Source organism: uncultured Brachyspira sp. (genome assembly GCF_934747485.1).
Classification (GTDB): domain Bacteria; phylum Spirochaetota; class Brachyspiria; order Brachyspirales; family Brachyspiraceae; genus Brachyspira.
The window spans coordinates 1-13550 of record NZ_CAKVGN010000070.1; the positions used below are offsets into that span (position 1 = coordinate 1).

The window sequence follows — 13550 nt, forward strand, 5'->3', positions numbered from 1 at the left end:
AAATTATGATACACCTATGCTATACTTTAAGAAATTAAGGAATTCCTAACTGCAATATGTCTGGCTCCTGTGCATCATGAAAAAAGTTTTGTTTAGGAATATGCTTTTTATATATTTTTGAAACAAAGAAGTGCATGTGGTATTAAAAATAAAAGAACTGCATTTTTAACCTAAAAACATAGGATATATTATAGATATTTTATTAATATATAAACTAAAGTGATTGCATTTTTTACAACTTGCTGCAGAAGAAAAAAATCTGAATAAAAAACTTATATGACAAAATATAATTGTTTATATCTATACTAAAAAATTTTAAATTTTTATATTTTAGGGACTTTGTATGCTGCATAGCATGCCATACAGCAGACAAAGTCCTCTATATTAAAAAGAAATTATTTTTTAAGAAAATAAAGTTATTTCACTATAAACTAAAATCAATCCAACTTTCTCATCTGCGGGAATAGAATTGTATCTCTGATGCTTGCTACATTTAAGAAAAGTATAGCCATTCTATCAATACCTATTCCAAGACCGCCTGTAGGAGGAAGCCCGTATTCTAATGCATTGATAAAATCTAAATCCATATCCATAGTTTCATCTTCGCCGCGTGCTTTAGCTTTTAACTGCTCTTCAAAACGCTCTTTTTGGTCTATTGGGTCATTAAGCTCACTAAATCCATTAGACATCTCCATTCCGCCGATAAATAATTCATATCTTTCTGTAATGTCTGGATTGTCAGGGTAAGATTTAGAAAGAGGAGAAACTGCTTTAGGATAATTAATAACAAATGTAGGCTGAATAAGTTTCTCTTCAACTTTCTCTTCAAATACAGCAACCATTACTTCCCATTTAGTAGGTTTAGTTTTTGAAGTATCTATTTCTACTCCTATTGATTTTGCTTTTGATATAGCTTCATCATCACTTTCTATAGCATTAAAATCAAGTCCGGAATGTTCTTTTACTAAATCTACCATAGGCACTCTCGCAAAAGGAGGCTTAAAATTAATCTCATAATCTTTATATTCTGAAGTATATTTTCCATTTAATTTAAAGCATACTTTTGAGAACACCTCTTCCACCAACTCCATAACTTTGTGGAAATTAGCATAGGCCATATAAGCTTCCATCATAGTAAACTCAGGGTTATGTCTTGTAGATATTCCTTCATTGCGGAAATTTCTATTAAGCTCAAATACCTTATCAAAACCTCCAACTATAAGCCTTTTTAAATAAAGTTCAGGTGCTATTCTAAGATAAAGAGTCATATCTAATGTATTATGATGTGTAACAAATGGTTTAGCCTTAGCTCCTCCTATTAAAGGGTGCATCATAGGTGTCTCTACTTCAAGAAAATTGTTTTCTATCATTATTTCTCTTATGGCAGATATCATTTTAGAGCGTTTAATAAATGCTTCTTTAACATCATCATTCATTATTAAATCAACATATCTTTGTCTGTAGCGAAGCTCTGTGTCGGTTAGTCCGTGAAATTTTTCTGGCAAAGGATTAAGAGATTTCGTAAGTAATTTTAACTCGCTTGCATATATTGTAATCTCTCCTGTCTTTGTTTTAAATACAGTTCCTTTTACTCCAACAATATCTCCTATATCTATTAACTTTTTAAATACTGTATTATAAAACTCATCGCCAAGTTTATCTTTTTGTATATAAGCCTGAATAGTGCCTTCGGAATCCTTTATAGTTAAAAAAGAAGATTTCCCCATCACTCTATAAAGCATGATTCTTCCTGCTATAGCAACTTCCGTCTCATTTTTTTCAAGCTCTTCAAATTTTTCTGCTATATCCTTTGATTTATAAGTTACATTATAACTGTTTGGAAATGGGTTAATTCCCATATTTCTTAAAGTGTTTAATTTCTCTTTTCTGTTTTCTTTTTCAGCATTTTTGTCTGATGCAGTGTTTTTTTCGTTCTCTAAATTTTCAGAATTATTTTTGCTTTCTGACATCTAAATATCCCTCTTAAACAATATTTTCTATTTAACAGTTTAATCAACTGAAAAATGATACAATAAATATATATTATAATAAAAAAAAACTCTATAACAAAAAAATGATTATTTAAAAGAAAAATAATGAAATTAATTAATTAACCCGCTAAATCACCATACTCAATATTTTTATCGCCGTCAATGTATACAATCAAAGAATGATGCTTAAAATAATCAGGTTCAAAAAGTATATGCATAGTGGTATCTGGTTTAGATTCATCTTCCTCAAAATCTATAAGTATGCTGTCTAAATACATAGCCTTATAAAAATCTTCTTCTTTTATTGGAATATTGATTATCTCTCCAATAGCATTCTGATAAGAATTATCATCAATTTGCTTGTTTGTAGCAACCCACTCTTCTGCTAAAGTAATGCATTGTTTTGAGACAAGAAAATCAGAAATATCTTTTTTATGTTCATCTATCCATTTTAATATTTCATTAATTTTATCTACATATTTTAACAGCATATTAGATTTATCAGAATCTTCACCAAAATCTATAATCAAACTAATGTTCTCTTCTTCCCACAAATTACAAAAAGCTTCATAAGAAAAATAATCGCTTTCAGAAAAATCTTTTATCTTTAAAGAAGTTATCATTTCAATACAATCCTAAAATATTTGTTAATAAATAGTATAATACATTAAACAATAAAATTCATTATTTTTTTATATTTTTTAATTTTTTATTCATAGCATATATTATAATATCGCAAATCTCATCATAATTAAAACACCCGCTATCTAAAGTAATATTATAATTCATCATATTCCCCCATTCTTCTCCAGTATAATATTTATGATAATTATATCTATAAGAATCCATATTCTTTAACTCTCTCTCTGCATTTTCTATATTCACCCCATATTCTTCATTTATTCTTTTTATTCTATTTTCTATAGAAGAATGTATAAATACATTAAAAGAATTATCAAAGTATTTTAAAATAAAACTAGCACATCTTCCTATTATAACAGCCGATTCTTTATTAGCAATATCTCTTATAACCTTGCTTTGTATTTCAAATATTTTATCGAGTGTAGAGTAAGTTTTATTTTCAGCAAATGGACTTTCAAATTTTCTTTTATTATAAGCTGTAAAAAATATATTATCGTTTATAAAACATTCATCTTTTAATTCTATAACCCCTCTCGCTAATCCTGTTTTATCAACAACTATATCAATCAATTCTTTATCATAAAAATTAACATTAAGTATTTTAGCTAATTTCTCTCCAATTAGCCTTCCGCCGCTTCCATATTGCCTGCTTATAGTTATAATAAAATTATCCATAAAAACATATCAACTTTTATAAAATATCGCTATAAATTATAATATAAATAATATTTAAATCCATACTAACAACTATTCAAATTAATTGTTTTTTATTGCATTAATTAATAATTGAATATAAAATATATTAAGTTTAATTGCATATAATTTTTAGGATTTTTAATGATAAAAAAAATAAAAGAATTTTTCAAAAAAGATAATAGACCATTTGATTATGGTGCTGTAACAGAAGAACATATAAAAAAATATTACTCTCACCCAGAAAAGCATATTTATAGAAGAATGTGGTCATATGCTATGAGACATAAAAAGCTCTTTATTCCATCATTTCTCATAAGCATATTATATACAATAATCAATATACTTCCTCCTTTCTTTGGTCAATTAGCAATATCTATTACAGGAGGAAAACAAGTTGATTTACTCGATAAAATACCATTCGTAAGTGAATTAGCAGATAAATTTGGAAATATAAGCACTAAACAATTAACAGAACAATTTTTAACAGCAGACTCCTTTACCAATCCAATTATAATAGCCCAGTTTGCTTTTATCATAATAATAGGTTTTGTGTATGTATTATTTCGTGTTGGTTTTGATTATTTAAAAACCTTCCTTTTTGCTTTTACTGCCCAAGAAATAGGAAAAGATGTTCGTGCCGATATGCTAAAAGGACTAATGAATACAGATATTGCATATTTCAAGCAGGAAAAAGAGGGAGATATCATAAGCAGGGTATTAAATGAATCTTCAACTATAGAGAATTTTTTATCAGGCACATTGCCAAACATGATAACAGTACCTTTAACTTTAATACTAACATTAACAGTATTGCTTCTGCTAAATGTCAAACTTACTTTAGCATGTTTTATAGCTGCCCCATTAATTGGTTTAGGAATAGATAAAGTTTCTAAATTAATTAAAACAAGAGTAACTGCCCAGCAGAATTTATTAGGAAGCACAACTTCTGTTATACAAGAGGATATAAGAGGAATAGAAGTTATAAAAATATTTTCTAAAGAAGACCAAGAAGTAAAAAGATACAGATCTTTATATTCTGAATTAATCACTTTGATGAGAAAAATAATTTTGCTCACTTCTTTAAATAGACCTATGACTGAGCTTGTAATGATAGCAGCCATGCTTATAATACTTGCATACGGCGGTTTTTTAATTTTTAAAGGAGAGATGCCTTTTGAGTTTTTATGGGGATTTTTACTCTATATGCTTAATATTTCAACTCCTGTAAGAGATTTATCTGGTATATTTATAAACTTACAAATGACAAAAGCTATAGCAGGAAGAGTATTTGAAATTATAGATTTACCTCCTGAAAATGTAGATGACCCTACTAAAAAACAAATGAAGCCTATAGAGCATTCTATAACTTTTGAAAATGTTAATTTTGAATATCCAAAAAGAAGTGACACACAGCCTTTCCATTTAGGACCTATTAGTTTTAATGTAAAAAAAGGAGATGTAGTTGCTTTTGTTGGTAACAGCGGCGGAGGTAAAACTACACTAATAAGCCTTATACCTAAATTATTTACACCTTCTGAAGGCGTTATTAGATTTGATGGTGTAGATATTAATGAACTTAATACAAGAAGCGTAAGAAATCAAATTGGAGTAGTATCGCAAGAAAATATTTTATTTTATGGAACTGTAAGAGAAAATATACTTTATGCAAATCCTGATGCTACTGATGATGATTTATTAAGGGCAGCAAAAATAGCACATGCTGATGAGTTTATATTAAAATTACCAAATGGCTATGATACACATATAGGACCAAGAGGAGTAATGCTTTCCGGTGGGCAGCGTCAGCGTATAGCTTTAGCAAGAGCTGTATTAAAAAAACCTTCTATATTAATACTTGATGAGGCTACAAGTGCATTAGATACAGAAAGTGAAATGTATGTGCAAAAAGCATTAAATGAAATCATTAACCTTCAAACTACATTTGTAATAGCACATAGATTATCTACTATAAAAAATGCGACATATATATGTGTTGTTGAAAACGGACAAATTATAGAATCTGGTACGCATGAAGAGCTTATGAAAAAAGGCGGAAAATATCAGTATTTGTATTCGCTTCAGTTTAGGGATTAAGATTTATGATAAATAAATTAGTAATAGCTACTGCAAATAAGCATAAATTAATTGAGATACAAAATATATTTAAAGGCTCTGCAAAAGAGATATTGCCTATACCTGCTGATATTGGTGAGATAATAGAAGATGGAAATAGCTTTATAGAAAACTCTCTAATAAAAGCAAGAGCTGTATACAATCATACAAAACTGCCGTCTTTGGCTGATGATTCTGGAATTTGTATAAATGCTCTTAATGGCGAGCCCGGAATATATTCTGCAAGATACGGCGGAGAAAATTTAGGCTACAAAGAAAAGATGCAAATGATATTAGATAAATTAAAAAATAAAAATGACAGAACTGCCTATTTTATCACTTCTGCTGTATGTGTATTGGACGACAATTATTATATAGCTTTAGAGGGAAGAGTTAATGGTGTGATAGTTGAAAGCCCAAAAGGGTTTGACGGATTTGGTTATGACCCTATATTTAAGCCTAATGGATATGATGTTACATATGCTGAAATGACTTTAGAGCAAAAAAACTCTATGAGCCATAGGTCTATAGCTATGAATAAAATGAAAGAGATATTATACAACATAAACAATTTCTAATATAAAAAATTCTAAGCATTCAATATTCAGAAAAAACAATATTAAACAAATTGAATTATTTTTATTTTTTATTATAATATACCCTATATAAGCATATTATTTTAAGGAGTTTTTATAATGAAAGCAGAGAAAAGTAATCTTTTTACACCTTTGAAAATAGGTAATATAGAAATAAAAAATAGAGTTGTAATGCCTCCAATGTGTATGTATAGTGCTGAAGACGGATACGTTAATGATTGGCATATACAGCATTATGCTACAAGGGCTATAGGAGGAACAGGTTTAATAATAGTAGAGGCTACTGGAGTTTTGCCTTATGTAAGCAGCATAACTGATAATGATTTAGCTATATGGGACGACAAATACATAGATGGCTTAAACAAATTAGTAAATGCCGTTCATGCTAACGGAGCAAAAATTGGTATACAATTAGGTCATGCCGGAAGAAAATGCGAATCAACAAAAACAGATAAAATATATGCTCCAAGTGCTATAGCATTTAATGAAAAATATAGAACTCCTGTAGAAATGACACAATCAGATATTAATGAAGTAATTGATGCTTTTGCTAATGCTGCTTTAAGAGCTAAAAAGGCAGGATTTGACATTATAGAACTTCATGCTGCTCATGGTTATTTAATATCTACTTTCTTATCACCATTATCAAATAAAAGAACAGATGAATACGGCAAAAACAGAGCTAAGTTTTTAGAGGAAATATTAAGAAAATGCCGCGAAGCCGTAGGAAGCGACTACCCTATACAAATAAGAATATCTTCATACGACTGGAAAGAAGGCGGAAACACTGTAAAAGATTTTGCTGAAATGCTTAAACCTTTAGAAGAAGCTAAATTAATAGATTCTATAGATGTTAGTACAGGAGCAGTTACAGCAGACGGTAAAATTATTCCTTATGAAGGTTATCAAGTACCTTTCTGCAGAGAATTAAAACAGTATATGACAGTGCCTTGTATAGGAGGAGGTCTTATATATGACCCTAAAATGGCTAATATGATGGTGAGAAACTCTGCTGCTGATGCTATATATATAGGCAGAGAATTATTAAGAAATCCTTATTGGGCATTGCAGGCTGCGAGAACTTTAGGCATTGATGTGCCATTCCCTAAACAATATGAACAGGCTAAAAGATAATTAATAATAATAATTTGCAGGCTTTATTATGCATGTGTATAATAAGGCCTTTTTATTTAACAAAGCTTTTCACAAATAATTATTCAAAAATACAGCCTTTTAATTTATATAAAATATGTTATATTATATGCAAGTTTTTTAGCAAGTCTTTTGATAGGAAAGTTTATGGATAATAATAATAATAATAATAATAATAATAATAATCAATACGATGAAAATAAAAAATATTTATTTAAAGTTCTAATTATAGCATTAGCAATTATTTTTATATTATTAATTGGAGCAGGAATACTCGTTGGTACATTCTTATTTATAACGAATAGAGCAAATTTAAACAAAATGGTACAAAATTATGAGATATATGATGAAGCTATATACAATAAAAGGTATGGAGATAGTGTTGTAAAAGAGTTTGTAAATAATTATGGTGCTGATGTTAATGAAACTGATATAGAAAATAGAACTCCTCTCTATCATGCCGTTGAAGCAAACAACATAAAGGCTGTTAAATTCTTAATAGAAAATAAAGCAGATACAGAAATATCAAGCGATGAAGGAATTACTCCTCTGCTCTTAGCAATAAAGAATAATAATAAAAAAATAGCAGAACTTCTTATAAAAGAAGGCAATGCCAATGTGTATGGTTCTTATACTGGAGATGATATAAAGAATTATCCTATGTATTATGCAATATCACAAACAAATAAAAATATGATAAAATTATTATTAGATAATTCATTTGATTTAAAAAGAGAGCCTGCTATTTTAAGTTATGCTATTGAAAACAGCGACAGAAGCATAGTAAAATATTTAGTAGATAATGGTGCGGATATTAATTATCAAAATTCTGATGGAAGCACTGTATTATACAATTCCATAGTATCATTAGATTATGATTTATTTAAATACTTTTTAGATAAAGGTTCAAAAGTAGAAAATAATAGTTTTAATAAGAAATACGGAAATATTATAATGGCTGCTGCAGGCTCTAAGTTTAATAACAGTTCAAGCAAACAGCCTGTAGATTTGGTTCTTCTTCAAAATGGTGCTGCAAATAGTGCCAAGATAATGAATGATATTATAACTAATTTTAATAAAAATGATATTAACAGCTATATAAATGGAATGAATGCTTTAATAATAGCTTCCGGTAATTCATATATAGACACTGTTAGAATACTTTTAGAAAATGGTGCTGATGTTAATTCTTATGACAATGACGGCTGGACTTCTCTTATGTATGCTGCAAATAACGGAGATATAGAATTAGCTAAGCTTTTAATTTCTAATAATGCAAATGTTAATATTCAAAGTTATGATTATAGTACTGCTTTAATGTGTGCTATAAAAAGCCCTATTGTAAAAACAAGAATACCTATGATAGAGTTATTAATAGCAAATAAAGCTGATATTAATATAACAGATGCTAATGGGCTTGGTGCTTTAAATATTGCTATAATGAATAATGATATGGAATTAACAAAGTTCTTCATTACTAATAAAGCTGATTTAAATAAAACAACTATGGAAGATGGAAGCTCTTTAATAGAATATGCTATTAATACTGATAATATAGACTTACTTCAGCTTTTAGTTGAAAATGGAGCTGATATTAACAGAGCAAATGATATATCAAGTTTAACACCTTTAATGAGAGCTTCAAGAACAGGACTTGAAAATATAGTGAGAATATTACTCTCAAGAAATGCAGAATTAAATACTACAGATAAATATGGAAACACCGCTTTGCATATGGCAGCTGAAAACTCTCAATTAAATATTGTAAAACTTTTGCTTAATAAAAAACCAGAACTCAATATACAAAATCAATATGGAGATACTCCTTTGCATAATGCTGTTAGAGCTGGAAGCGTTGATATAGTAAGCGAACTTGTTATAGCTGGTGCTGATATTAATATAGAAAACTATAACAGAAAATTGCCTATAGATATAGCAAGAGATAATAACAGCTTAGCAATATATGAAGTATTAAAGCAAGCTGAAGATAATAAATAACAAAAATATATAGATTGTAAATTTTTTATAATATATTATAATTAACATAATATTTAAGGTAATAATATATATGTCAATTATATTAAAAGTAGAAAATCTCAAGATGTATTATCACACATCTAAAGGCAATATAAAAGCCATTAATGATATTAGTTTTGATATAGAAGAAGGTGAAACTTTAGGCATTGTTGGTGAATCAGGCTGCGGAAAAACTTCTCTTGCCACATCACTTTTAAGAATGCCCTCTCCTCCCGGAAAATATGAAGGCGGAAAAATTATATTAGATAATGAAGATATAATACCGCTTAAAGAAGAATATATAAGAAAAAATATAAGATGGTCAAAAATATCTATGGTTTTTCAGGGAGCTATGAACTCACTCACTCCTGTATATACTATAGGCTATCAAATGCTTGAAACATTAAATAGGCATGTTGATATGAATAAAAATGATGCTTATAAACTCATAAAAGAATATTTAGGATATGTTGGGCTTCATCATAGTGTAATGGATAGATATCCGCATGAGCTTTCTGGAGGAATGAAGCAAAGAGTTGTAATAGCAGCTGCTTTATTTTTAAAACCCAAATTAATAATATTAGATGAACCTACTACGGCATTAGATGTTATAGTGCAGGCTCAAATAATAAACCTTTTAAAAAAACTAAAAAAAGATTTTAATTTATCATTTATATTTATTACTCATGATTTGGCACTGGAAGCAGAGATATCTGATAGAGTTTGTGTAATGTATGGAGGAAAAATAGCAGAGCTTGCCAAAAGTGAAAATATTTATAATAATCCAAAACACCCATATACAAAAAGATTATTAGCCGCTACTCCAAGACTTAAAAAAACAGTTGACAAATTAGAGTTTATAGAAGGCACTCCCCCTGATTTACTTAATCCTCCTAAAGGATGCATGTTTTATGACAGATGCAAAGAGAGAATTGATAAATGCAAAGATGAAGAACCTATATTAAAAAATATAAAAAAATCTCATATATGTGCTTGTCATTTGTTTAATTAGTATCATTATTATGTTTATATTCTTTATATGTTATATATGCACTATTACTATATATAATCTCCATATTGTTAGTTAAATTAAAAGCCTTATTATCATAAATAGATATTATATGATATTTTATAGAAGAATTACTGTCAGCTACAAAATTTTTATCATCTATTTTTAAAAGCAATGAAGGATAATAGCTATTGGTAGAAATATCAAAAGAATTACCATTAGCATCTTCTTTTATTTTATTTATATGAGGAATCATAAAATTCCATCCTAATTTATTTTCATTTCTATACAAATGTTTCATTTCTACATAAACTGCTAATGGATTAAATAATATAAATATCAGAAATGCATTAAATATTTTTTTACCTTCAATTTTTTTTGATAAATATATTATAGGTATAAAAGTCAATGGATATATATTAAGGAAATATCTAGCCCTTGCTGCCCCTAAATTTAATGCCATAAATAAAATTATTGTAATTATAATATAAAGAAAATATATTAATGCACTTTCCTTAAATATAAAATTTTCTTTATCTTCTAATTTCTTTTGAAAAAAATCTTTTATTAGTAAAATAAAAGAAAATAGTCCTATTATTATAGATATAATATAAAAGATAAAACTAAATATAAGACTTATATTCCCATTAAACCAATGTTTAAATATTGCTAATATAGTATTTCCATAATTAGCATTAGGTTCATTAGTAGGAAAGAACAATATAGACCATATTTGAGGAGGTTGTATTATTGGATTAACTTTACCCCTCAAGGAAATTGCATTTATAAAATTTTGAAAGCCATTATTTATCTCAGATATTAAATAAGGCAAATATAATAGAAAAGATATAAATACCCCTATAGATAATGGAATTATATATTTTTTTGTATTTTTCCATCTTATAAGTAAATAAGCTATAATAGTTGGAATTAGATTAAAAAAAGTAGACATATGCCCCATTGCTTCTAAAGCTAATATTGGAAATATTAATATAGCATAAAAATAATTAAACTTTTTTGAGGTTATATATTCTAATATTATTGGAATTGATATAAACGATAAAAGAAATGCTGTATGAGGATTATAAAATTTATTACTTACAGTAAAAAAAGTTATATTAACAAAAATCATAGATGTCATTATTGCTAATATTTTTAATCCAAATTTATTATAAATCCATACTAAAAATATACATGAAAATAATGTCATTGCTATACCATATAATATTCTAGCTAAATCAAGATTTTCACCAGATAAAAAATAGAAAAACATATATTCTAAATAAAAATATCCGCCAGGTATTCGAGCAGTTTCAATATAAATAGATGATGAATTATCATAAGGGCTGCCAATATATGTACCGCCTTCTAATAAAGCACCTGTAACAGGAAATTTGTTATTATCATAGTATTGTCTCATATGATAATAATGTTCTATCATATCAGAGTTTAAGGAATACATATTAGTTAATTGAACTCTTGTAAATATACCAACTACTATTGAAAACAAAATAATTATTATATATATATAATTATATTTTTTCATAAAAATCCATAAAATTAGTATAATATATTATAATATTAATTTATATATAAATCAATGTAAATTTTTAATATATAAAAAATATTATTATAAATCTATGCTTGATTTCTATTCTATAATATATTACTATTATATTAAATAATAAATATTGTTAAGAGATTCTAATGAACACTAATGTAATATTAAAACTTGAAAATCTAAAAAAATATTTTAAGCCTCATAGCAGTGTAATAGAAAGTTTAATAAAAAAAACAAAAGAGATAAAAGCAGTTGACGATGTAAGTTTAGAAATAAAAAGAGGAGAAATACTGGCAATTATAGGAGAATCTGGAAGCGGAAAAACAACAATAGGCAAATTGATAATGAAATTAATAGAGCCTACTTCTGGAAATATTATATTTGAAAACGAAAACATTAATAGTTTTGATAAAGAACAAATAAAAAAATACAGACAAAATGTGCAGATGATATTTCAAGACCCTTATGCCTCAATGAACCCAAGGTTTAAAATAAGAGATGTATTAAAAGAGGCACTTTATATTCATAACATAGAAGGCGATGAAAAAGATTATGATGAAATGGTGATAAAGGCACTTAAAGATGTAAAGATTAATCCTCCTGAAGAGTTTATGGATAGATATCCGCATATGCTTTCCGGAGGACAGCGTCAAAGAATTGCAACAGCACGTGCTTTAATACTTAATCCGAAATTAATTGTTGCTGATGAGCCTGTATCTATGATAGATTTATCTACAAGAGCAGAAATACTTTATATGATGAAAGAAGTGCAGATGCAAAAACAATTAAGTTATATTTATATTACTCACGATTTGTCAACTGCTAAATATTTTGCAGATAGAATAGCAGTAATGTATTTAGGAAGTATTGTAGAGATAGGAGAAGCAAACGAAATAATAGAAAATCCTAAACACCCCTACACAAAAGCATTAATCTCTGCAGTGCCTGATGCTTCTACAGGAAGAGCAAACATTATTAAAGAGCTTCCAATTAAAGGAGAGATACCTAATGCATCAAATATACCAACAGGATGCAGATTTCACCCAAGATGCATATACGCAAAAAACGAATGTCAAAATACAGAAACTATACTGAAAGATGTAAACAGCAGCCATAAATCAGCTTGCATTTTTTTTAATAATATATAACTATACCCCATTCCAAGAAGCAGCATTAGCTTGATAAGCCCACTGATAAGAATCATTAGCCCCTATTAAAACTTTTACTAAACCAGTATTATTATAAAATACATAAAGCCCATTAACTAAATACGGAGCATTATCATCAAAACTATTCATATTAGTAACAACAACCACACTATTAAAATCTGTCTGATAACCAAAATACTGAACTTTCCATCCACTAGAAGCATTAATCATATTACCATTAATTGTAGCAACAGTACCAGCTCCTGTTACATCTATACTATTTCCTGCTATAGTGCCTTTGCCCTCTGGTCTTGGTATCACTGGAACTATAGTACTAATCTTTGTCTCAATATATTTTTCTTCTATAAGTTCATTAGTACCATATGCTGTTACTGTTATATAATACTTTGTACCATTTGCAAAAGTATAATTTGTAATATCTATAATAAAATTAGTACGGGTATGATTGGTGCTTTTTATAGTTGGAAGTGCCTGTGTTGAAGCATCTAATATAGCATCATCTATCTGAATTATATCTTCTGAAGTTTTAGCATATAAATTAAATCCTGCAAAATCTGATGCCAATATTCCTGACCAAAACTCTATACTAACCTTACTATCACCCGG

At 27.9% G+C, this 13550-nt stretch carries 11 protein-coding genes; 6 read left to right on the forward strand and 5 right to left on the reverse strand.

The features are described 5' to 3' along the window. Window positions 1-437: 437 nt before the first annotated feature. The 3 genes from lysS to Q0H31_RS11115 all read right to left on the reverse strand — a co-directional run bounded on the left by lysS (window position 438) and on the right by Q0H31_RS11115 (window position 3308). Window positions 438-1970: a lysine--tRNA ligase gene (gene lysS, locus Q0H31_RS11105; protein WP_295298187.1), complete on the reverse strand. Its 1533-nt coding sequence runs from the start codon at window positions 1968-1970 to the stop codon at window positions 438-440. Window positions 1971-2110: 140 nt separating this feature from the next. Beyond that, window positions 2111-2614, reverse strand: coding sequence for a DUF2262 domain-containing protein (locus tag Q0H31_RS11110; RefSeq protein ID WP_295298188.1), 504 nt, complete (start codon window positions 2612-2614; stop codon window positions 2111-2113). A gap of 61 nt (window positions 2615-2675) precedes the next feature. Further along, window positions 2676-3308: an AAA family ATPase gene (locus tag Q0H31_RS11115; protein WP_295298190.1), complete on the reverse strand. Its 633-nt coding sequence runs from the start codon at window positions 3306-3308 to the stop codon at window positions 2676-2678. A gap of 162 nt (window positions 3309-3470) precedes the next feature. On the opposite strand from Q0H31_RS11115, the gene Q0H31_RS11120 reads away from it, so the two are divergent. The 5 genes from Q0H31_RS11120 to Q0H31_RS11140 all read left to right on the forward strand — a co-directional run bounded on the left by Q0H31_RS11120 (window position 3471) and on the right by Q0H31_RS11140 (window position 10217). Then, window positions 3471-5423, forward strand: coding sequence for an ABC transporter ATP-binding protein (locus Q0H31_RS11120; protein ID WP_295298192.1), 1953 nt, complete (start codon window positions 3471-3473; stop codon window positions 5421-5423). Window positions 5424-5428: 5 nt separating this feature from the next. After that, window positions 5429-6019, forward strand: coding sequence for an RdgB/HAM1 family non-canonical purine NTP pyrophosphatase (gene rdgB / locus Q0H31_RS11125; RefSeq protein WP_295298194.1), 591 nt, complete (start codon window positions 5429-5431; stop codon window positions 6017-6019). A 117-nt stretch (window positions 6020-6136) separates the two neighbouring features. After that, window positions 6137-7171 (forward strand): NADH:flavin oxidoreductase/NADH oxidase, encoded by a 1035-nt coding sequence (locus Q0H31_RS11130; RefSeq protein WP_295298196.1) that lies wholly within the window; start codon window positions 6137-6139, stop codon window positions 7169-7171. Window positions 7172-7336: 165 nt separating this feature from the next. Further along, a complete protein-coding gene (locus Q0H31_RS11135) occupies window positions 7337-9187 on the forward strand; it encodes an ankyrin repeat domain-containing protein (RefSeq protein WP_295298198.1) in 1851 nt (616 codons plus the stop codon). Window positions 9188-9257: 70 nt separating this feature from the next. Then, window positions 9258-10217 carry an ABC transporter ATP-binding protein gene (locus tag Q0H31_RS11140; protein WP_295298199.1) on the forward strand — a complete coding sequence of 320 codons (960 nt, stop codon included), beginning with the start codon at window positions 9258-9260 and terminating at the stop codon, window positions 10215-10217. Here the strand turns inward: Q0H31_RS11140 and Q0H31_RS11145 are convergent. Further along, a complete protein-coding gene (locus Q0H31_RS11145) occupies window positions 10210-11760 on the reverse strand; it encodes a hypothetical protein (RefSeq protein WP_295298201.1) in 1551 nt (516 codons plus the stop codon). The two genes, Q0H31_RS11140 and Q0H31_RS11145, sit on opposite strands and share 8 nt — an antisense overlap. A 161-nt stretch (window positions 11761-11921) precedes the next feature. Here Q0H31_RS11145 and Q0H31_RS11150 point away from each other — a divergent pair, with 161 nt between their 5' ends. Next, complete coding sequence (locus Q0H31_RS11150; protein WP_295298203.1) at window positions 11922-12923, forward strand: ABC transporter ATP-binding protein; 1002 nt, start codon at window positions 11922-11924, stop codon at window positions 12921-12923. Here the strand turns inward: Q0H31_RS11150 and Q0H31_RS11155 are convergent. Further along, window positions 12924-13550 (reverse strand): hypothetical protein (locus tag Q0H31_RS11155; protein WP_295298205.1); only part of this gene is annotated, 627 nt, incomplete at its 5' end.